Genomic DNA, 21,233 nt, shown 5'->3' on the forward strand with positions numbered 1-21,233 from the left:
CGAACATAAGGAACCTCATGCCTTTGTCTCCCGAGACCATCGCCGCCGCGCCGGCACGCCTGTTGCGAATTGGCTTGACCGGCGGCATCGGCAGCGGCAAGACGCTTGTCAGCGACGCACTGGCCACTCTTGGCGCCTACGTGATCGACAGCGACCTGGTGGCACACGCGGTTACGGCGCCCGGTGGTAGCGCCATCGCGCCGATCAGGGATGCGTTCGGGCCCATTTTCATCAACGGGGACGGCGCACTGGACCGGCCACGGATGCGTGACAAGATCTTCACGGACCCGCACGCCCGGCGACAACTGGAAGCGATCACGCATCCTTTGATCCGCGCCGCCATCGACGCTGAGAGCGCCAGCGCCGCGCGGCGCACGCCGGCGCCTGCCTATCTGGTTTTTGCCGTGCCATTGCTGGTGGAGTCGGGACAAACCGAGCGCTACGACCGTATTCTGGTGGTGGATTGCGACGTCGAGACGCAAGTGACGCGGGTCGTTACGCGGCGGGGACTGCCGGAGGTGCAAGTGCGTGCGATCATCGCCTCGCAGGCCAGCCGGGAAGCACGGCTGGCCGTTGCAGACGATGTGCTGTTGAATCAGGATGTCGCTTTGGATGCATTGCACACCGAAATTGCGTCACTCCATCGCCGTTACGTGGAGATCGCGCGTTGCGGTACGGATGACCCCGCATTAGAATGACACGTTGGCACGGCCCGCGCGCCGCGTTGCGCCGTTTTCACTTGACGCCGCGACATGCGCGTTACCGACCTCACTTGCCGTGGCGCGTAACGCGACGCGGCAAGAATGACGAATTTCATGCGAGCGGCGGGCGAACCTCGCACCCGCTGCGCCACCCTGTCCTAAAGGCGATTCCGCTTGAATATTCTTTACGAATATCCGTTCAACGAACGCATCCGGACCTTGCTGCGGCTGGAAGATCTGTTCGAGCGATTTGTGTTCTTCCTCGAACAGGAAGATCCACGCATGCATCATGCCGCGTTGACGACGCTGTTTGAAATCGCCGATGTCACCGGACGCACCGACCTGAAGTCCGACCTGTTCAAGGAACTCGAACGCAAGAAGCAAGCGTTGACACCTTTGCGCGACAACCCGGATATCGAGCAAAACCGTCTGGAGTCCCTGTTGAGCGGATTTGATGATGCTCTGAACGGTCTGACCCAGTTGCATGGCAAGCCAGGGCAGCATCTGATCGAAAACGAATGGCTGAGCGGCATCCGCAGCCGCATGGTTGTGCCCGGAGGGACCTGCAAGTTTGACCTGCCGTCGTTCTACGCATGGCAGCAACATCCGGCGGACGTACGTCGCAGGGACATCACCAACTGGATTCGTCCGGTGCTGCCGCTTTACGAAGCCGCCAAACTGGTGCTGCGCCTGGCACGCGAATCAGGTCATGGCAAAAAGGTCATGGCCGCGCAAGGCAGCTATCAGGAAATGCTGTCTGGCCGCAGCTATCAGTTGATGCAGATATGGGTGGAACCCGACATGGGAGCGATCCCGGAAGCCAGCGCCAATAAGTACATGTTGTGGGTACGCTTCACCGTCCAGGATGGTGATATGAAACCCCGCGCGCTCGATCATGACGTCCCGTTCGAGCTACGTCTCTGCAGTTTGTAATACCGTCGTTACGATGACTACCGTCAAATGCCCGACATGCGGCGCTTCGGTCGAATGGAAGCCGGAAAATCGATTCCGCCCGTTTTGCTCCGAGCGTTGCAAGCAAATCGACCTTGGCGCCTGGGCAGCCGAGAAATACACCATCAGCAGCGATGCGCAGGACCCGACACAGGACGGCGAGAGCGGCATCGATCAAGGACCGCCGTTGGAAGGCAGCGACCGTCGACGTATCAACTGACGCGACTGAGCGGCCCACATACAGCCGCGCGGCGTGCACCGCACCGTGTCACATGCGAATGCCGCGGAGGTACATCAGGCCCCGCCCCGCTCCGATGCCAGCCAGGCAATGATCGGTTCGGCGGCCGGGAGCAGCGGCGTGATCGTCACGGGCGTTTCTGCCCAGAAAAAAGCTTGCCCTTCACGTCCGGTCGGTACGCCGTCCCACCGGGTGATCTTGTGAAAAAAAAGCCGCACATAGGCATGCGGATAATCATGTTCCAGCACGCGCCAAGGCACGCTGCCGTGAATGCGCACGCCCAGTTCCTCTTCAAGCTCCCGCGCGAGCGCGGTCTCGACTGTCTCGTCCTCTTCCAGCTTGCCACCAGGAAATTCCCAATATCCGGCATACGGCTTGCCGTCGGGGCGTTGCGCCAGCAGAAAGCGTCCTTGCGCATCGAGCATCACTCCCACCGCAACCCGCGTAACAGGTCTCCCGTCGAGCGTGCGGGTGGGCGCGTCGCGGTCATTCGACGCGCCCACCGCTTCGGTAACGTCACGACTGACCTGGGATTGCGGGATGTCACTCATGGTGCCGACGCCATACGCTTGCCGCACCAATCCCGTGCGAACTGGAACGCCACCCGGCCGGAACGCGAGCCCCGCTCGAGCGCCCAGACCAACGCATCGCCACGCGCCGTTTCCACGGTGGTGTTGTCGCACCCGAAGTGACGCAGCCAGTGCGAAACGATCGATAGGTAGTCGTCCTGCTTGAATGGATAAAAACTGACCCACAAGCCGAAGCGCTCTGACAACGAGATCTTTTCCTCGATGACCTCGCCCGGATGAATCTCGCCATCGCTGGTGTGCTTGTAGGTCTCATTGTCCCGTTGATATTCGGGCAGCAGGTGACGACGATTCGACGTCGCGTAGATAAGCACATTGTCCGACTGCGCCGCGATCGATCCATCCAGCGCCACCTTCAGCGCCTTGTAGCCCGACTCGCCGTCCTCGAACGACAAGTCGTCACAGAAGATCACAAAGCGCTCCGGTCGCGCCGACACGAGGTCGACGATATCGCCAAGGTCGTGCAAATCGTCCTTGTCCACCTCGATCAGGCGCAGGCCGCGGGCGGCATATGCGTTCAGGCAGGCCTTGATCAACGATGATTTGCCTGTGCCGCGCGCCCCGGTCAGCAACACGTTATTGGCCGGACGGCCTTCGACAAACTGCCGGGTATTGCCGTCGATCGACGCTTTCTGGCGGTCGATGTTCTGCAAGTCCGCTAACGTGATCGAGGAAACAGACGGTACCGCCTGAAGATAGCCGCGTCCCTGACGCGTGCGCCAACGGAAAGCAATGGCCTGCTCCCAGGCCACCTCGGGCATCGTCGGCGGCAGCAGCGCCTCCAGCCGGCCGAGCAGTGCCTCGGCCCGCGTCAGAAATTGGTCAAGCTTTTCCATGGGCGCGGCCTCCTCCGCAAAGCGTCGTGTCGACAGGTCAGGACCGATAGTCGGCGTTGATGCTGACGTATTCATGCGACAAGTCGCACGTCCAGATCGTCGCACTGGCGTCGCCGCGCCCCAAGACCACACGTACGGTAATTTCGCTCTGCTTCATCACCCGCTGTCCGTCTTCCTCACGGTAATCCGGATTGCGGCCACCCGACTTCGCCACCCAGACATCGTCCAGATACAAATCGATCCCACCAACATCCAGATCGTCGACACCGGCGTAACCGATCGCGGCGAGGATACGCCCGAGGTTCGGGTCCGAGGCGAAGAACGCGGTCTTCACCAGCGGCGAATGGCCGATCGCATAACCGATCTTTCGGCACTCGGCCGGATTCGCGCCGCCTTCAACGCGGATCGTGATGAACTTGGTCGCGCCTTCGCCGTCCCGCACGATCAATTGCGAGATCTCCTGCGCCACCGCGAGCAAGGCATCGCGCAATGCCGCATAGGCGGGCGCATCGGCTGACATAATCGGCGGCAGTGACGAATGCCCAGTAGCCGCAATGATGAACGAGTCGTTCGTCGAGGTATCGCCATCGATCGTCACGCAGTTGAAAGAGCGGTCCGCGATGTCCTTGACCAATGCATCCAGCAAAGCGGGCGCGATGCCGGCATCGGTCGCCATGAAGCCCAACATCGTCGCCATGTTCGGCTTGATCATGCCGGCACCCTTGCTGATGCCGGTAATCGCCACGCGATGCCCGTCGATCGTCACTTCACGCGACGCCGCTTTCGGCAGCGTGTCCGTCGTCATGATCGCCTGAGCGGCCTCATGCCAATGCGCGGGCGACTGTTGCGCCAACGCCTGCGGCAGACCCGCGACCAGACGATCGACCGGCAGTGGTTCGAGAATCACGCCCGTGGAAAACGGCAGAATCTGCTTTGCATCCAACCGCAGTAACGCCGCGAGTTCGGCGCAAGTCTGACGCGCATGCGCCATGCCGGGCGCACCGGTCCCGGCGTTCGCATTGCCTGTATTGACCACCAGCGCCCGGACGCCCGGCGCGCCCGCCTCGCGCTGCGCCGACAGGTGTTCACGACACACGGTCACTGGCGCGGCGCAAAACCGGTTCAACGTAAAGACACCAGACACGCTCGTGCCCTCGTCGAACCGCATCACCAGCACATCCTTGCGGTTCGGCTTGCGAATATGCGCCTCGGCCCACCCCAGTGTCACGCCGGCGACGGGATGCAGTTGTTCGGCACGAATGTCAGGAAAATTAACGGCCATCGCGCGGCCCTCTCGAAAAAGATCTTCAGAAAAACACCGCCAGCATCAGCTCAGCTTGCCGTGACATTGCTTGTATTTCTTGCCGCTGCCGCAAGGACAAGGGTCGTTGCGCCCCACCCGCGGCACCGCCGCACCATCTTCCGCCACAGGCGTATGGGCCGGCGGCGCGGCAATCGGCGATTCATCGGTCTGCCCGTAGCGCCCGGCCGACGCCGCGGCCGGATGCACGCCGGCGGCCAGCATCGCGGCCGAACCGCTGGACACGGCGCCCGCCGCCACTGCAATCGGTGCCCGCGTGCCCGGCACACCTACACCGGATACGGCTACATCGCCATGCTGAACGATCTCCGCGCCAGTCTCGTCGCTGGAATGGAAGGCGACGCCGGCCAGCTCTTCCGCCGCCAGCTCCTCCACGCGTTCCGTCGCGTCTTCGAGCTGCTCTGGTGACTGGATCTGTACGGTCATCACGAAGCGGATCACCTCGGACTTGATCGCATCCAGCGTCTGCGCGAACAACTCGAACGCCTCGCGCTTGTATTCCTGCTTCGGGTTCTTCTGCGCATACCCACGCAGATGGATACCCTGACGCAAGTGATCCAGCGCGGCGAGGTGCTCGCGCCAGCGGGAGTCCAGTGTCTGCAACATCACCGAGCGCTCGAAACCATTGAAGCTCTCTCGGCTGACCATGCCGACCTTCATTTCGTAGGTGGCGTCAGCATCCTCGAGCACCTTCTCCAGAACGTCCTCATCGGTCACGTTCTGCGCCGCCTTGACCAGTTCCGTCAATGGCACGAACATCTGCCAGTCGTCGCGTAGTACCTGTTCCAGCCCCTCGAGCTGCCACTGTTCCTCGATACTGCCGGCGGGCACGTAGGTGCGGACCAGATCGTTGAACACCGACGCACGCATCGCCGCGATCGTCTCCGAGATGTCACTGGCTTCCAGCAGCTCGTTGCGCTGCTGATAAATGACCTTGCGCTGATCGTTCGACACATCGTCGTATTCGAGCAATTGCTTGCGGATATCGAAGTTGCGTGCTTCCACCTTGCGCTGCGCGGACTCGATCGACCGCGAAACGATGCCCGCCTCGATGGCTTCGCCTTCCGGCATCTTCAAGCGGTCCATGATCGCGCGAACGCGGTCCCCGGCAAAAATACGCAATAACGGATCTTCCAGCGACAGGAAGAAGCGCGACGAACCCGGATCACCCTGACGGCCCGCGCGACCGCGCAACTGGTTGTCGATGCGACGCGACTCATGCCGTTCGGTACCGATGATATGCAGGCCACCGGCACTCTTCACCTGCTCATGCAGCGTCTGCCACTCGTCGTGCAGTTTCTTGATCATCGCCGGTTTGGCATCGGCCGCAATGCTGTCGTCTGCCTCGACGAAACCGGCCTGCTTCTCGACGTTGCCGCCCAACACGATGTCGGTACCGCGACCGGCCATATTCGTGGCGATGGTGATGACGCCCGGACGTCCCGCCTGCGCGATGATCTCCGCCTCGCGCTCGTGCTGCTTCGCGTTCAGCACCTGATGCGGCAACTTCACCTGGTTCAGCAGATGCGACAGCAACTCCGAGCTTTCGATCGACGTCGTGCCCACCAGCACCGGCTGCCCGCGCTCATTGCACTCCTTGATCTCGCGAATGACCGCATCGTAGCGTTCCTTCGCGGTCTTATATATCTGGTCCTGGCGATCGGTCCGCTTCGGCGGCCGATTGGTCGGGATCACGACCGTTTCCAGGCCGTAGATTTCCTTGAATTCGTAAGCCTCCGTTTCCGCGGTACCGGTCATGCCGGACAGCTTCGCGTACATCCGGAAGTAATTCTGGAACGTGATGGACGCAAGCGTCTGGTTCTCGTTCTGGATCTTGACGCCTTCCTTCGCCTCCACCGCCTGGTGCAGGCCCTCGGACCAACGTCGGCCGGACATCAGACGTCCGGTGAATTCATCGACAATGACCACTTCGCCGTTCTGGACCACGTAGTGCTGGTCGATCAGGAACAACGTGTGTGCGCGTAGCGCGGCGTACACGTGGTGCATCAACGTGATGTTCTGTGGTGCGTACAGGCTCTCGCCCTCACCGATCAAGCCCCATTCCGACAACAACTTCTCGGCTTTCTCATGACCACTTTCGGTCAGGAACACTTGGCGCTGTTTTTCATCGACGGTATAGTCACCCGGCACTTCCACGCCGGTACCGTCGGATTTTTCTTCCCCGATCTGACGCGTCAATTCTGCCGGCAGTGCATTCATCCGCACGTACAGGTCGGTATGATCCTCGGCCTGGCCGGAAATGATCAATGGCGTACGCGCTTCATCGATCAAGATCGAATCCACTTCGTCGACGATCGCGAAGTTCAACTGGCGTTGCACGCGGCCTTCTACCTCATAGACCATGTTGTCGCGCAGATAGTCGAAGCCGAATTCGTTGTTCGTGCCGTACGTGATATCCGACGCATACGCCTGCTGCTTCGACGCGTGATCCATCTGCGACAGGTTGACGCCGACGCTCAGCCCAAGCCAGTTGTACAGGCGTCCCATCGACTCCGCGTCACGCTGCGCAAGGTAGTCGTTGACGGTGATCACATGCACGCCATGACCGGACAATGCATTCAGGTAGGCGGCAAGCGTGGCGCAAAGCGTCTTGCCCTCGCCGGTGCGCATTTCGCTGATCCGACCGTCATGCAAGGCCATCCCGCCGATCAACTGCACGTCGAAATGCCGCATGCCCAGCACGCGCCGGCTGGCTTCACGGCATACCGCGAACGCCTCCGGCAGCAACTTGTCCAGCGTATCGCCTTGCGCGATCCGTTGGCGGAACTCGACCGTCTTGCCTTGCAGCTCGGCATCGCTGAGCTTTTCGATCTGCGGCTCTAGCGCATTGATCACGGCGACGGTTTTACGGTACTGCTTGATCAGCCGTTGATTGTGGCTGCCAAATACCTTCTGGAGAATTCCGGAGATCATCAGGTCGTTTCTATGCGTCGCGCCGCGCTATGACGGCAGGTTGATCGGCAGCGGGGATCCCAGACGGATCGACGCATGGATCGCCCTGGCCGGGCCACGGCCCGACGCCGGCGCGGCGATAAAGGCAGCGGGCAGCGTCGGTTTGCTTGTAAAGTGAATTGGGCATTTTATCACGCGACACCCCGCAGCCGCGTGCAACGGTGGTATCTTAGACCATCTGGCGGAATCCACCCGAATCTCGTTCAGGTTATCTGTCCGTTCCTCGCTGCTTATGCCGCCTTTCTCGTCCGTCCCCTGGTCCGACTCTCCTGCTCAAGCGCCCGAGCGCGTCACCGACAAGCCGTCCGGCCAGGCGCCAGCACGCGGGCGTGGCGCCGATCGGCGAACCATTCGGCCGAACGGTCGACCGGATCGCGGCGACCGCGCCAGGCGTCCGGTAGCGATCAGCGATGCACTGGCATCGAACGATGCCTTTGCGGCACTCCGAGAGGGCGTTGCGCGACTTCAGGCGCTGGAGACCGATATCGGCGCCTGCTTGCCCGCCTACCTGTGTGGCAACGTCTCGCCAGCAGGCACGCAAGATGGCACGTTGACACTGCTGACGCCGCATAACGCTTTGGCCGCGCGCCTGCGGCACCTCGCACCAACGTTGGTATCGGCACTGCAGGCGCGCGGTTGGCAGATCGAGGCGATCAAGGTACGCATTCGTCCGGTTGCCGCAACGCCTCCACCCCAGCCGAAAACCGCACGGATCAGTCCGGTAGGGCTTGCCTGCCTCGATGCACTCCGCGCATCACTGGAACCGTCGCCGCTAAAGGATGCACTCGAAACGATGGTGTCGCGGCATGGCAGACATCGTTGAGCAATATGCGCGTGTAGCAAAAGCCGCGAGCAAACAAAGTGGCACGCGTAAAAAAACCTGCTGTGGTTCGTTAGAACGCACGCAGGTTTTTGCTTCCGGCCGACACGCCCAGCAACGCGCCTCAGCCAGTTGTCAATAGGCGCCGGCTTTCAGGCATAGACTGATTGCAGGTCCAACGCGACACCCTTGGGTGCCTTTTGAATATCGTCGAACGTAACGATCTCATAAGCGTCTTCATGCGCAAACATTTCGCGCAGCAGCAAATTATTCAATCCATGCCCCGACTTGTACGCAGTATAGGCGCCCAGCAGCGGATGACCGGCAACGTACAGATCACCAATCGCATCCAGGGTCTTATGCTTGACGAATTCATCGTCGTAGCGCAGTCCGTCATTGTTCAAAATGCGGTATTCATCGAGCACGATCGCGTTTTCCATGCTGCCGCCACGCGCCAGGCCCATCTCGCGCATCGCCTCGAACTCGTAAGCGAAACCAAACGTTCTCGCTCGCGCGATATCCCGGATATATGACGTCTCGGCGAAATCCACTTCCACCTCCTGCCCCGTCTTATCCACCGCCGGATGCTGGAAATCGATCGTGAACTTCAGCTTGAATCCGAAGTACGGATCGAGCCGGGCATATTTGTCACCCTCACGCACTTCCACCGGCTTCTTGATGCGAATGAAGCGCTTCAGCGCATTCTGCTCCTCGATTCCCGCCGATTGCAGCAAGAAGACAAACGATGCGGCGCTGCCATCCATGATCGGGATTTCTTCGGCAGTGATATCGACATATAGATTGTCGATTCCCAAGCCCGCGCAGGCAGACATCAAGTGCTCGATCGTCGACACGCGTACACCATCCTTCTCCAGCACGGAGGCCATGCGCGTGCCGCCGATCGCGTGCGCCCGCGCCGGGATCTCGACGACCGGGTCGAGGTCGACCCGCGTATATACGATGCCGGTGTCCTTGGGCGCCGGACGCAACGTCAGTTCCACCTTGCGGCCCGAATGCAGGCCGATACCGGTGGTCTTGACGATCGTCTTGATGGTTCGTTGTTTCAACATAAGCGTCACTCTTCGTGGTCCTGCGCGCGTTTTCCGCGATTGCCGATGCGCCACAGCGCAATCAACCCACGGAAATTACGTCGAGCGTGCCCCTGGATGGGGTGCCTGTCCAATCAATCGCATCGTTTAGCACACAAACGATTGATTTGATTAATCGGACGCTCTTATTCCATAGTCCGTATTCTACCAAAGCACGCTAAGGCACGATGCTTCATCGTGCTTCATTGTGTTTCGGTTTGTTATCCCTGCAACAACGTTTGCTACGCAAGGCCCTTTCGCTTGATATAGCAAAAACCGTGACAGCCAAATGACACAACGGCTCGACAGGTTGGGGGGAGGCATTCCCCATCCCGTCGAGCCGTTGTCTGAAAGTGCAACTTACGTTGCGTTTAAGCGACGCTCAGGCTCCGATTCCGCCGGCATCCTGCCCGAGATGCGTAATGACGATGTGTCGCCCCAACCTGAAACAGCCCGATGTCAGGCCTGAATCGCACCCTTCATCGGTTGGGAACGTGCCACCAATCGTCATATCGGCGGCGGTATCGGTGTCTGAATGAACATCCACTCTCACGTCCGGATACTGCCGTGCCGCTGCATCACGGTCGACTTTCGAGACAACTACGGATAAAGCGGGCGATCTTGCCGGATGTCCATCGGCAACCGTGCCGACAGCGCCGCCGAATGCAGATCATTCGTCGGTTCCTTTCATCCGATGTCCGTTTCGCCGGGGGGCGCGGTGCCCTGCGGGTCCTGAACCCACAATGATGCACGCCTCGCCGTCCTCATAGCTTGTCTAACGGACGATCACTCCGCAATCTTGAGTCAAAAGACTCACGCTTTTAGCGCATCCGCACTCCTGCTCTCTCGAAATCAACCCGTACCGCACCGTCACGACATGGCCGGCACGCGACGTCAGTCCGCCTGCTTGCGCAAGAAAGCCGGAATGTCGTGTGTTTCCACGCCCTTTTCACGCAACGCCGCCACGTGCGCCGACGCCGTCTCACGTGTGTTGCGCCACACCGCCGGTGTATCCAACGAACCGTAGTCGGCAACCCCACTGCCGACGTGGTGCGTGGCATTACCGTGTTGCATGTGGATCATCGCGTTGTCGGTACCGGTACGCAACAGCGTCATCGGTGCAGACTGTGCCTTTTTACCGGCACGACCAAGGCCCGTCGCCACAACCGTCACGCGCAGCGCATCACCCATTGCATCGTCGTACACGGTACCAAAGATCACCGTCGCGTCTTCCGCGGCGTAGCCCTTGATCGTGTTCATCACTTCACGCGTTTCCGACAAGCGCAGCGAGCGGCTTGCCGTGATGTTGACCAGCACGCCACGCGCCCCGGACAAGTCGACACCTTCCAGCAACGGGCTTGCCACGGCTTGCTCCGCGGCCAGGCGTGCGCGATCGACACCGGCAACCGTCGCCGTGCCCATCATCGCCTTGCCCTGCTCGCCCATGACCGTCTTCACGTCTTCGAAGTCGACGTTCACCAGACCGTCGACATTGATGATTTCCGCGATACCGGCCACGGCGTTATGCAGCACATCGTCGGCGCATTGGAAGCACTTGTCCATCTCGGCATCGTCGCCCATGACTTCGAACAACTTGTCATTCAACACGACGATCAGCGAGTCAACGTTCTCTTCAAGTGATTGCGCGCCGGCTTCCGCCACGCGCTTGCGCTTGCCGCCTTCGAACTCGAACGGCTTGGACACCACGCCTACCGTCAGAATCCCCATTTCCTTCGCGCATTGCGCAACCACCGGCGCCGCACCAGTACCGGTGCCCCCCCCCATGCCGGCAGTGATGAACACCATATGCGCGCCACGCAGTGCGTCGCAGATGCGCTCACGCGCTTCTTCCGCCGCCGCGCTGCCCATTTCCGGCTTTGCGCCTGCACCAAGGCCGGTCTTGCCCAACTGGATCACCGTGGTTGCCTTCATGCGTGCAAGCGCTTGGGCATCGGTATTCATGCAGACGAATTCCACGCCTTGCACGCCGCGATTGATCATATGCTCGACAGCATTGCCGCCAGCGCCGCCTACTCCCACCACCTTGATTACGGTGCCGTTGGTTTCGGTTTCCAGCATTTCGAATTCCATGTTTGCCTCCATCTTGAATTAAGAACGTTACCTCGACTCGGCGCTCACGCAGCACGGCAATCGTGCTTTGTATCGCGTCGTGGTACTCGGGCAAGTACCACGACGTGCGCCGCCGCCGCGCGACGCAAAAACCATCATGACTGTTCACTACCCTTCTACAGCAACCTGCTCTCTACTGCTGCAACCTTTTGCAACTGCCCCGCATTGGCATATCGATGACCTAACGCATGACCCTTGCCTGTCGATGACACCACCAATGCAATTGTGATTCGATACCGCCACACCATCGGTTTAGAAATTGCCGACAAACCACTCTTTCATGCGCGAGAAGAACCCGTTCATCGATCCCGTCTTCGGCGACACCTTGCGTCCCCGCGCGCGTTGCGCATGCGCTTCATGCAACAACCCCATCGCCGTCGAGTAGCGCGGATTACGCACCACGTCGGCCAGCCCTCCGGAATACTCCGGCACACCTACGCGCACGGGCTTCAGGAAGATGTCTTCGCCGAGCTCGACCATGCCCGGCATCATTGCGGCACCGCCGGTCAGCACGATACCCGACGATAACAATTCCTCGTATCCCGACTCACGGACCACCTGCTGGACCAGCGACAGCAATTCCTCGACGCGCGGCTCGATCACGGCCGCCAGAGCCTGGCGCGACAACGTACGCGGACCGCGCTCGCCAAGTCCGGGCACTTCGATCATCTCGTCCGGATCCGCCAGCGCCTGCTTCGCGATGCCGTGCGCGACCTTGATGTCTTCCGCGTCCGGCGTTGGCGTGCGCAGCGCCATCGCCACGTCGCTGGTGATCTGGTCACCAGCAATTGGGATCACTGCTGTGTGCCGGATCGCGCCTTCGCTGAAGATCGCGATATCGGTCGTGCCGCCACCAATGTCGACCAGCACGACCCCCAGTTCACGCTCGTCGTCGGTCAATACAGACAAACTCGACGCCAGGGGATGCAACACGAGATCGTTGACTTCGAGACCGCAGCGACGCACGCACTTGACGATGTTCTGCGCCGCGGACACCGGGCCAGTCACGATGTGCACCTTCACTTCCAGGCGAATACCGCTCATGCCGATGGGCTCGCGCACGTCCTCCTGCCCATCGATGATGAATTCCTGCGTCAAGATGTGCAGCACCTGCTGATCCGTGGGAATGTTGATCGCTTTCGCGGTCTCGATCACCCGGGCCACGTCGGCCTGCGTCACTTCCTTGTCCTTGATCGCCACCATGCCGCTCGAATTGAAGCTGCGAATGTGACTGCCAGCAATACCGGTGAACACATTCGTGATCTTGCAATCGGCCATCAACTCGGCCTCTTCCAGCGCACGCTGAATCGACTGAACAGTGGCCTCGATATTGACGACGACGCCTTTCTTCAGGCCGCGCGATTCGCTCTGGCCAAGGCCGATGACCTCGTAGCGCCCATCGCCACGCAGTTCACCGACGATCGCCACCACCTTCGAGGTGCCGATGTCGAGCGAGACCAACAGTTCCTTGAAATCTTTACTCATGGCGTGTGTGTAAAACGTTGGCGTTATCGTGTGTCGCTGAAACTGCTGCCATCAGTGCGCTGGCTTCTACCAACGCCGCAGTACTTTTTGTTGCATTTGCCGCCCTTGCCGCAACCTTCATCGGTTCGCTCCGGTCGCTCGCGGATCTTTCGCGAACCGCATCGAGGCCGCCCGGATCGAAAAACCATTTGGATAACGTAAGTCGGCGTGATCGATGTCGGGCCCCCACTGCTTGGTTATCTCTGGCCAAGCCTTCACCAGGCGCGTTGTGCGCTCATCGAGCGTCTGCGGATTACGTTCGCGGCCCAGATCGACCTCCAGCCCATTGTTCAGTTTCACAGTCCAGGCATACCGGGCGGACAGCGTGACCGACTCCGGCACCGCGCCCAGTGGCTTAAACCATTGCGTGAAGTCGTGATACCGCTGCACGACCATCTTTTCACTACCCGGCGGCCCACTGAACGCCGGCAAGTCACCATCCACCTCGTCCTGGTTCACCGTAAACAAATCCCCATCCACACTCACCATCTGGTCGTCGCCCCATGTCGCCAGCGGCCGGTATTCCTCTAACGAGACCGCCAGCCCGTTCGGCCAGACGCGTCGAACACTTGCGTGATGCACCCACGGCATCTGCTCGAATGCAGCCTGCGTACGCTCCAGGTCCACCGTAAAGAAGTTGCCATGCAGCGTGCTCAATACGTCCGCCCGGATGGTCGGAGCGTTCACGTGCGCGACATCTCCCTCCACCGCAATCGTGCGCAGCGAGAACATCGGTCGCTGCGCGCACCAATAACCGGCCGCGCCCAATAATGCCAACAGCGCCAGTGCCGTCAGCAGGCTTGCCGCCGCATTCAACTGACGCACGTTGTGCCACATGCCGCTCATCCGTCAGGCATCCAACGTCAACGACAACACATGCAGGACCAGATCCTCATACGACACGCCAATCGCACGTGCCGCCTTGGGTGGCAACGAATGATCGGTCATGCCTGGCGCGGTATTGACTTCGAGGAAATACGGATCGCCCTTCGCATCCACCATGAAATCGACGCGGCCCCAGGTGCCGCCACCCAGTAACGCGAACGCCTGTTTCGCCAACACGGAAAACGCTGCTTCGCGCGCCTCGTCGAGACCCGACGGAATGAGGTACTGCGTTGCATCCGACAGGTACTTCGCGTCGTAATCGTAGAACTCGTTTTGCGGCACGATCTTGATAATCGGCAGCGGCATGTCCCCAGCGATCGCGATCGTGTATTCCCCTCCGATACTGGTCAGTGGATCGCCGCCCGCCTCGATGCTCTGCTCCACCAATACGATCTTGTCCGCGAGCGCGGCCGCCGCAACCGCCGGTGCCAGCGCATCGGCCGTCTTGACCTTGTACACCGCCACGCTAGACCCTTCGCTAGCGGCCTTGACGAACAACGGCAGGCCGAGCTTCGCGATGATCTCCGTCGCACGCGGCTGATAGGCTGGCGCGTCAGCCGGCGCGCCGGACGCGCCGAGCAACCGGAACACCGTCTCGAACGGCGGCGTGGGAATACCCGCCTGCTGCCACACGAGTTTGCTGCGGAACTTGTCCATTCCCAACGCCGATCCCAATACGCCCGGACCTGTATACCGAACGCCAAGGAAGTCCAGTGCCCCCTGCAGGCGGCCGTCTTCGCCATAGCCGCCATGCAATGCGTTGAAAACGCGCGTAAAGCCCTGGTCCTTCAATGTCAGCAGAGACTGCTCCGACGGATCGAAGGCGTGCGCATCCACGCCGTGGTGCCGCAGCGCCGCCAGCACCAGCCCACCGGATTTCAGTGACACCTCGCGCTCCGCGCTTTCGCCACCGAGCAGCACAGCGACCTTGCCAAAGCGTGCCGGGTCGCGTTGGGCATGCGCTTTCCACGACGTCTGCATCGTGCTGGCCAACGGATTACTGGCCAGCCTGCCCGGATCGCTCATCGCGCCGACGATCGGATTTTCCGAGGATGCGTTCATGCGCCCTCCCTTGCCAGAATGCCGGGTACGCCGCCAATCGTGCCCGCACCCATCGTGATCACGACGTCGCCCGCCTTGACGATATGACGAATGCCCTCAGGCAACTTCGCGACATCGTCAACGAACACCGGCTCGATCTTGCCCGCCACCCGAACGGCGCGAACCAGCGCCCGTCCATCGGCGGCAACGATTGGCGCTTCACCGGCGGCATACACCTCCGTCATGACCAGGGCATCGACCGTCGACAGCACCTGGACGAAATCCTCGAAACAATCACGCGTGCGCGTGTAGCGATGCGGCTGGAACGCCAGCACGAGTCGACGCCCCGGAAACGCACCGCGTGCCGCGGCGATCGTCGCCGCCATCTCGACCGGGTGATGACCGTAGTCATCGATCAACGTATATGTCTGGTCGACAGTGTCGGCGCCGGCCTCTTTCGGCACGAGCACTTCGCCGTAACGCTGGAAACGCCGACCCACGCCGGTAAAGCCTGCCAACGCGGCGCAGATCGCGGAATCCGGCACTTCGAGTTCAGTCGCAATGGCAATCGCCGCCAATGCATTGCGAACGTTATGCTCACCGGGCAGATTCAGTACGACATCCAGCGGCGCCATCTCTTCGCGCACGACCGTAAAGTGCATCTGCTGGCCCACTGGACGAACGTCGATCGCGCGTACCTGCGCCTCCGGATTCATCCCGTAACGGACAATAGGCTTGGATACGAACGGCAGGATCTCGCGCACGTTCGCATCATCGACGCAAAGCACCGCGATGCCGTAGAAAGGCAAGCGCTTCGTGAAATCGACAAACGCCTGCTTCAAGCGCGACACGTCGTGCCCGTACGTGTCCATGTGATCCAGATCGATATTCGTGATGACCTCGATCACCGGGAACAGATTCAGGAAGGACGCATCGGATTCGTCCGCCTCGGCAACGATGAAATCACCGGTACCGAGTCGCGCGCTCGCTCCTGCGCTGTTCAAACGACCACCGATGACGAACGTCGGATCGAGACCGCCCTCCCCGAGCACGCTCGCAACCAGGCTCGTGGTCGTCGTCTTGCCATGGGTGCCGGCAATGGCGATGCCCTGCTTCAACCGCATCAATTCCGCGAGCATGCTGGCGCGCGGCACGATCGGGATGCGCTTCGCGCGTGCGGCCAGCACCTCCGGATTGCCGGAATGCACCGCCGTGGATGTCACCACGCAATCCGCCTGCGCGATATTGGCTGCTTCGTGCGTATAGGCAAGCGTCGCGCCGAGAGCGGCAAGCCGCTCCGTCGTCGCGCTGCGTTGCAAGTCCGAACCGCTGACCTGGTATCCCTGGTTCAACAGCACCTCGGCGATGCCACTCATGCCTGAGCCGCCGATGCCGACAAAATGAATGCGTTTGACGATGTGTTTCATGATCTGCTTCCTGCATCGCCGCCCCGCGCCCCGGAAGGGCCGTGGTGGACGTCGACGCCGTGTTCTTGCTTACTATCCCGCGTCCCGCTCCGATTGGAGGCCGAACCGTCGCCCCGGAGGGTACTTCTACCCTGGCCCGAACGTCGCGGCCGCGCCGTCTCGGCGCAGGCTATCGCGACCTGCGCGGTGGCATCGGGCCGCGCCAGCGCACGCGCCTTGCACGCCATGTCCAACAACGTCGCGCGCGTGAGGCCGGCGAGCCAGTCGGCCAATGTGTCGACCCGCAAATCACGTTGCTGGATCAACACCGCCGCGCCCCGCTCGGACAGAAATTGCCCGTTGGTCGTCTGGTGGTCATCCACCGCGAAGGGGAACGGCACAAACAGCGCCGCCACGCCAATCGCCGCGATTTCCGATACCGTCATCGCACCGGATCGGCAAATCACCACATCCGCCTGGGCATACGCCTGCGCCATGTCGTCGATAAAGGGCACCAGTTCCACGCCGGAGCCCGGTTCAACCGACAGACCCGCATCGGCATAGTGCTTATGCAGCGCATCCAGATGCTTTGCGCCGGCTTGATGCACGACATGCGGCCGCGATGCCACCGGCAGACGCGCCAGCGCACGAGGTACCGTTTCATTCAATGCCGCCGCCCCCAGACTCCCGCCAACGACCAGCAGCTGCAACGCACCGCCACGGCCCTCGAAACGCGTTTCAGGCGTCGGCACGCCGACCACATCGGCGCGCACCGGGTTACCGGTCCACTCGGCGTCGGGCAGCGCATGGGGAAACGCCACCAGCGTTCTGCGCGCGAGCTTTGCCAGCAGGCGATTCGCCATGCCTGCAATCGAATTCTGCTCGTGCAGCACCAGCGGCACGCGCTTGATCGCCGCAACCAATCCTGCTGGAAACGTGATGTAGCCGCCCATCCCCAGGATCACGTCCGGTTGCACCCGTCCCAGCACACCAGCCGCATCGAAGCATGCGCGCACCAGCTTGAACGGCGCGGCCAGTTTCGTTGCCAGCCCCTTGCCGCGCACACCGCCAAATCGCACGAACGCGATCGGCACGCCATGCTTGGGTACCAGCGTGGCCTCCATCCCGTTCGGACTACCCAGCCACACGACGTTCCAGCCCGCCTGCGCCATCCGATGCGCGACCGCCAATCCTGGGAAAACATGCCCGCCGGTGCCCCCGGCCATCACCAGCAGCGTACCAGGCGGCTGCAAGGCCTGATCCACCTGCTGCGAAGACATCGGTCGCGGCGTTGTCGCGACCGATGCATCGGCAGATGCCCACGGCCTCTGCGCAGGCGACGCCAGGCCACGACGCGGCGATGTCGCGTCGTCGTGGCTGCCAGCAGTGACCGGCCAGGCCGTCATGCCTTGCCTCCTCGCATCAACAGCCGGTTCTCATAATCCACACGCAACAACACCGCGCAGGCGATGCAGTTGATCAGGATGCCGGAGCCGCCATAGCTGACAAGTGGCAAGGTCAATCCCTTCGTCGGCAACAGGCCGAGGTTTACGCCGATGTTGATGAACGCCTGCGCCCCCATCCAGATGCCGATGCCCTTGGCAACCAGCCCCGAGAACGTGCGATCCAGCGCCAGCGCCTGGCGGCCAATATCGAACGCCCGGCGCACGAAACCGTAGAACAGCAGGATCACCAGCATCACACCGACAAAGCCCAGTTCCTCACCAATCACGGCGAGAATGAAGTCCGTATGCGCTTCGGGCAGGTAGTTCAGCTTTTCAACGCTGTTGCCCAGGCCCACGCCGAACCACTCGCCGCGCCCGAACGCGATCAACGAGTGCGTCAACTGGTACGCCTTGCCCTGCGCGTATTCGACATTCCATGGATCGAGATACGCGAAGATCCGCGCACGGCGCCACGGCGACAACCAGATCAAGGCGCTGAAAGTCCCCACGGCCGTCAACACAAGACCGGCGAACAGTCGTCCATTGACGCCGCCGAGGAACAGCGCGCCCATCGCAATCGTCGCGATCACGAGGAAGGCGCCCATGTCCGGTTCGAGCAGCAGCAGGGCGCCGACGAAACCCACCGCCATCGCCATCGGCAGGAAGCCGCGGCCAAAGCTCTGCATGAACTCCTGCTTGCGCACCACGTAGTTCGCCGCGTAAATCGTCACGGCGAACTTCATCAACTCCGAAGGCTGCATGTTCAAGATGCCGAGCGGAATCCAGCGACGCGACCCGTTCACCCCCTTGCCCAGATGCGGTACCAACACAATGATCAGCAGCACCAGCGAAAACAGGAAAATCTTCGGTGCGATCCGATACCACGTCTGCATCGGGATGCGGATCGCGATGAACGCCGCCGTGCCCGCAACGCTTAACGAGAAGAGATGACGGATCAGAAAATGCGCGGGGCTCCATTGCGAATAGCGCGGCGAATCCGGCATTGCGATCGACGCCGAATACACCATGATCAACCCCAGCGACAACAGCGCGATGATGATCCACAACAGCACCTGATCGTACTCGAGCATTTTCGAGCGTTTCGGCCGCGCGCCGTTCACGGCGTTCGACAGACCGGCTAATTCCCTGCCGCCCACCGGCATACCCGGCATCGCGCCTGGTGCCATGGTCGAGGCGCTCGAACCGGGACCACTGGGCATCGCGTTCTTGCGACCCGGCAATAGCGAAACGATCTTGGCGATAAAACTCATAACATCACTCCCTGCGCGGCGGCGCGCTCCGCGACGCATTCGTGAAACACCGCTGCGCGATGCGCATAACCACGGAACATATCGAAGCTCGCGCATGCCGGCGACAACAAAACGACGTCGCCTGGTGCGGCATGCGCCGCCGCGGCATCCACCGCCGCTTGCAACGTGGAATGATCCTCCAGCACGACGCCAGCGCTTTCAATCGCCGCACGTACCTGCGGACCATCCCGGCCGATCAACATCACGGCCTTGCACCACCGTGCCACCGCGGGCAGCAATGGCGAGAAATCCTGTCCCTTGCCATCGCCGCCGGCAATCAGAATCGTCGGCGCGGCCAGGCCGTCCAAGGCCGCCACGGTCGCACCCACGTTGGTTGCCTTGCTGTCGTCGACGTAATCCACGCCCTCCAGCGTCGCGATCACCTCGACCCGATGCGGCTCGCCACGGTATTCACGCAAACCATGCAGCAACGGCGCCAGCGGCAAGCCAATGCCTCGGCACAGCGCCAACGCCGCCAACGCGTTACAAGCGTTATGCAGGCCGCGCACGCGCAACGCGTCCACCGGCATCAACAATTTCGTCATGCCTTCCGGTTCGACAAACGCTTTACGGCGCCGCCGACGCGGCGTCTTGCCATCCTCGCTATCGACCGGCTCCGCCAAGACCGTCTCGGCCACATCAGCAGCATCGGTCTCGTTGGCCAAGGCCATCGAGGCCTCCGGATCGGTCGGTGTCGATGACAGCGCCACGTCATCCGTCAGGTCGGCATGCCCGTCGACATCGGCTGTGTCGCCATCAGCTACGCCATCCTCGGCGACATCCGACGTCACGACCGCATCAGCATCGGCTTCCGTTTCCGGCGGCATCGGCGCAACAACAACGCCCCGCACCGGATCAAGCCCCGCCATCGGCGGCACGTCGTCCACGCCATCCGCGCGCACGACATGTGCAAGCCACGTCAAGCCGCCTTCTTCGACAAGCCCGAAGTCACCCGCCAACGTTGGTGCACCCATGCCGAAGGTCGCGGCGCGGCGCGGCGCGGTGCCCGCTTCGCGTGCCACCTCGGCCTGCATCCCGCGCCATTGCGCGAGCCATGCCGCACCACGCGCATCGTCGCGATTGATCACCGGCCGCGTGTGTGCACCGAAAATACGGAATTTCGCCGCGGCGTAGGCATCCATGCCGCCGTGCCAGTCCAGATGATCCTGAGTCACGTTCAGCACCGCGGCAGCGTCGGCTTCGAATGTGCGGGCCGTTTCCAACTGGAAGCTGGACAGTTCGAGCACCCAGACCTGCGGCAATGACTGCTGCTCGATGGCATCAAGCAAGCGCGTCAACATGGCCGGGCTGATATTGCCCGCGACAGCAACAGTGCAACCGGTACGCGCGACCAACTGACCCGTCATTGCCGTGGTGGTGGTCTTGCCGTTCGTGCCGGTGATCGCGATCACGTGCGATGGCTGTCCCGCGGCGCGCAACGCACGCAGCGCGCGAGCAAAGAACTCCAATTCGCCCCAGACCGGAATGTCCCGTTCGTGCGCAGCCGCCAACAACATCGCCACCGACGGATCCAACGGCGAAAGGCCTGGGCTGATGGCCACCAGATCGATGCCGCCATCGAGGAGACTCGGCGCAAAGGCATGGACCTGCCCGGCGCTCGTATCGGCGCTATCCACGACATCAGCCTGTGCCGATGCGAACGTATGCGGCCCTTGTACTCCCGACGGCAATGCCAAGGCGGCATCACGATTCGGCGGCGACGTGCGTGAGTCCGTCAGCCGCAACGTGCAGCCATGCGTCGCGCACCAGCGCGCCATCGCGAAACCCGATTCGCCAAGGCCAAGTACCAGTACATGCGGTGCGCGCAGCCGGTCTGCATCGGTCTCGGAATCCCATGCGGCGTCACCACGCTCGTCCACCATCGCGCCGGTCGCCGATTCCGCGCGCGCGCGCGCCCGCCGCGTATCCTCTGGATACGCGGCTTCGCCGAACAGGATGGAGAGATCAAGCGTCATA

General features: G+C 61.7%; 16 protein-coding genes and 1 pseudogene. 4 read left to right on the plus strand and 13 right to left on the minus strand.

All coding sequences use genetic code 11. The features are described from left to right. Positions 1 to 59: 59 nt before the first annotated feature. The 3 genes from coaE (at position 60) to yacG (ending at position 1,872) form a co-directional block, all read left to right on the plus strand. Positions 60 to 698 carry a dephospho-CoA kinase gene (gene coaE, locus SJQ66_RS27500; protein ID WP_024901865.1) on the plus strand — a complete coding sequence of 213 codons (639 nt, stop codon included), beginning with the start codon at positions 60 to 62 and terminating at the stop codon, positions 696 to 698. Between the two features lie 183 nt (positions 699 to 881). Next, positions 882 to 1,634, plus strand: coding sequence for a cell division protein ZapD (gene zapD, locus SJQ66_RS27505; RefSeq protein WP_024901866.1), 753 nt, complete (start codon positions 882 to 884; stop codon positions 1,632 to 1,634). Positions 1,635 to 1,647: 13 nt separating this feature from the next. Then, on the plus strand, positions 1,648 to 1,872 hold the full coding sequence (gene yacG, locus SJQ66_RS27510) for a DNA gyrase inhibitor YacG (RefSeq protein ID WP_024901867.1): 225 nt from the start codon (positions 1,648 to 1,650) through the stop codon (positions 1,870 to 1,872). A gap of 74 nt (positions 1,873 to 1,946) precedes the next feature. On the opposite strand, the gene SJQ66_RS27515 is transcribed toward yacG, so the two are convergent. From SJQ66_RS27515 to secA, 4 genes are all read right to left on the minus strand, one after another. Beyond that, positions 1,947 to 2,315, minus strand: coding sequence for an NUDIX domain-containing protein (locus tag SJQ66_RS27515; RefSeq protein ID WP_236693621.1), 369 nt, complete (start codon positions 2,313 to 2,315; stop codon positions 1,947 to 1,949). A gap of 122 nt (positions 2,316 to 2,437) precedes the next feature. After that, entirely contained in the window at positions 2,438 to 3,313 is an 876-nt protein-coding gene (locus SJQ66_RS27520; RefSeq protein ID WP_253463819.1) for an ATP-binding protein, read from the minus strand. 37 nt (positions 3,314 to 3,350) lie between these two features. Continuing rightward, a complete protein-coding gene (gene argJ, locus SJQ66_RS27525; RefSeq protein ID WP_024901870.1) occupies positions 3,351 to 4,595 on the minus strand; it encodes a bifunctional glutamate N-acetyltransferase/amino-acid acetyltransferase ArgJ in 1,245 nt (414 codons plus the stop codon). 45 nt (positions 4,596 to 4,640) lie between these two features. Continuing rightward, positions 4,641 to 7,568, minus strand: coding sequence for a preprotein translocase subunit SecA (gene secA, locus SJQ66_RS27530; RefSeq protein ID WP_024901871.1), 2,928 nt, complete (start codon positions 7,566 to 7,568; stop codon positions 4,641 to 4,643). 271 nt (positions 7,569 to 7,839) lie between these two features. On the opposite strand from secA, the gene SJQ66_RS27535 reads away from it, so the two are divergent. After that, positions 7,840 to 8,430, plus strand: coding sequence for a DciA family protein (locus tag SJQ66_RS27535; protein WP_081764755.1), 591 nt, complete (start codon positions 7,840 to 7,842; stop codon positions 8,428 to 8,430). A gap of 149 nt (positions 8,431 to 8,579) precedes the next feature. Here the strand turns inward: SJQ66_RS27535 and lpxC are convergent, their stop codons facing one another. The 9 genes and pseudogenes from lpxC to SJQ66_RS27580 form a co-directional block, all read right to left on the minus strand. Continuing rightward, positions 8,580 to 9,497 carry a UDP-3-O-acyl-N-acetylglucosamine deacetylase gene (gene lpxC / locus SJQ66_RS27540; protein ID WP_320534793.1) on the minus strand — a complete coding sequence of 306 codons (918 nt, stop codon included), beginning with the start codon at positions 9,495 to 9,497 and terminating at the stop codon, positions 8,580 to 8,582. Positions 9,498 to 10,409: 912 nt separating this feature from the next. Further along, on the minus strand, positions 10,410 to 11,606 hold the full coding sequence (gene ftsZ / locus SJQ66_RS27545) for a cell division protein FtsZ (RefSeq protein WP_024901875.1): 1,197 nt from the start codon (positions 11,604 to 11,606) through the stop codon (positions 10,410 to 10,412). Positions 11,607 to 11,897: 291 nt separating this feature from the next. Next, the gene (gene ftsA, locus SJQ66_RS27550; protein WP_024901876.1) at positions 11,898 to 13,130 is read right to left on the minus strand and encodes a cell division protein FtsA; all 1,233 of its coding nucleotides are present in this window, start codon (positions 13,128 to 13,130) and stop codon (positions 11,898 to 11,900) included. A 117-nt stretch (positions 13,131 to 13,247) separates the two neighbouring features. After that, positions 13,248 to 14,006: a cell division protein FtsQ/DivIB gene (locus SJQ66_RS27555; RefSeq protein ID WP_024901877.1), complete on the minus strand. Its 759-nt coding sequence runs from the start codon at positions 14,004 to 14,006 to the stop codon at positions 13,248 to 13,250. 12 nt (positions 14,007 to 14,018) lie between these two features. Continuing rightward, entirely contained in the window at positions 14,019 to 15,035 is a 1,017-nt protein-coding gene (locus tag SJQ66_RS27560; RefSeq protein WP_320535391.1) for a D-alanine--D-alanine ligase, read from the minus strand. 77 nt (positions 15,036 to 15,112) lie between these two features. Next, complete coding sequence (gene murC / locus SJQ66_RS27565; RefSeq protein ID WP_320534794.1) at positions 15,113 to 16,522, minus strand: UDP-N-acetylmuramate--L-alanine ligase; 1,410 nt, start codon at positions 16,520 to 16,522, stop codon at positions 15,113 to 15,115. A gap of 152 nt (positions 16,523 to 16,674) precedes the next feature. Beyond that, positions 16,675 to 17,781, minus strand: a pseudogene (murG, locus tag SJQ66_RS27570) (undecaprenyldiphospho-muramoylpentapeptide beta-N-acetylglucosaminyltransferase); the annotation flags it as partial. A gap of 122 nt (positions 17,782 to 17,903) precedes the next feature. Beyond that, on the minus strand, positions 17,904 to 19,217 hold the full coding sequence (gene ftsW, locus SJQ66_RS27575; protein ID WP_024901881.1) for a putative lipid II flippase FtsW: 1,314 nt from the start codon (positions 19,215 to 19,217) through the stop codon (positions 17,904 to 17,906). Continuing rightward, positions 19,214 to 21,232, minus strand: coding sequence for a Mur ligase family protein (locus tag SJQ66_RS27580; RefSeq protein WP_456153918.1), 2,019 nt, complete (start codon positions 21,230 to 21,232; stop codon positions 19,214 to 19,216). Before SJQ66_RS27580 ends, ftsW begins: the two co-directional genes overlap by 4 nt. Position 21,233 lies beyond the last annotated feature (1 nt).

It is taken from the genome of Robbsia andropogonis, assembly GCF_034047095.1.
GTDB classification, from domain to species: Bacteria; Pseudomonadota; Gammaproteobacteria; order Burkholderiales; family Burkholderiaceae; genus Robbsia; species Robbsia andropogonis.

Coding starts and splice junctions, on each gene's coding strand:
- yacG (WP_024901867.1), top strand. CDS start 1,648: ATGACTACCGTCAAATGCCCGACATGCGGCGCTTCGGTCGAATGGAAG.
- SJQ66_RS27515 (WP_236693621.1), bottom strand. CDS start 2,315: ATGCTCGATGCGCAAGGACGCTTTCTGCTGGCGCAACGCCCCGACGGC.
- SJQ66_RS27520 (WP_253463819.1), bottom strand. CDS start 3,313: ATGGAAAAGCTTGACCAATTTCTGACGCGGGCCGAGGCACTGCTCGGC.
- argJ (WP_024901870.1), bottom strand. CDS start 4,595: ATGGCCGTTAATTTTCCTGACATTCGTGCCGAACAACTGCATCCCGTC.
- secA (WP_024901871.1), bottom strand. CDS start 7,568: ATGATCTCCGGAATTCTCCAGAAGGTATTTGGCAGCCACAATCAACGG.
- SJQ66_RS27535 (WP_081764755.1), top strand. CDS start 7,840: ATGCCGCCTTTCTCGTCCGTCCCCTGGTCCGACTCTCCTGCTCAAGCG.
- lpxC (WP_320534793.1), bottom strand. CDS start 9,497: ATGTTGAAACAACGAACCATCAAGACGATCGTCAAGACCACCGGTATC.
- ftsZ (WP_024901875.1), bottom strand. CDS start 11,606: ATGGAATTCGAAATGCTGGAAACCGAAACCAACGGCACCGTAATCAAG.
- ftsA (WP_024901876.1), bottom strand. CDS start 13,130: ATGAGTAAAGATTTCAAGGAACTGTTGGTCTCGCTCGACATCGGCACC.
- SJQ66_RS27555 (WP_024901877.1), bottom strand. CDS start 14,006: ATGTGGCACAACGTGCGTCAGTTGAATGCGGCGGCAAGCCTGCTGACG.
- SJQ66_RS27560 (WP_320535391.1), bottom strand. CDS start 15,035: ATGCAGACGTCGTGGAAAGCGCATGCCCAACGCGACCCGGCACGCTTT.
- murC (WP_320534794.1), bottom strand. CDS start 16,522: ATGAAACACATCGTCAAACGCATTCATTTTGTCGGCATCGGCGGCTCA.
- ftsW (WP_024901881.1), bottom strand. CDS start 19,217: ATGAGTTTTATCGCCAAGATCGTTTCGCTATTGCCGGGTCGCAAGAAC.
- SJQ66_RS27580 (WP_456153918.1), bottom strand. CDS start 21,232: ATGACGCTTGATCTCTCCATCCTGTTCGGCGAAGCCGCGTATCCAGAG.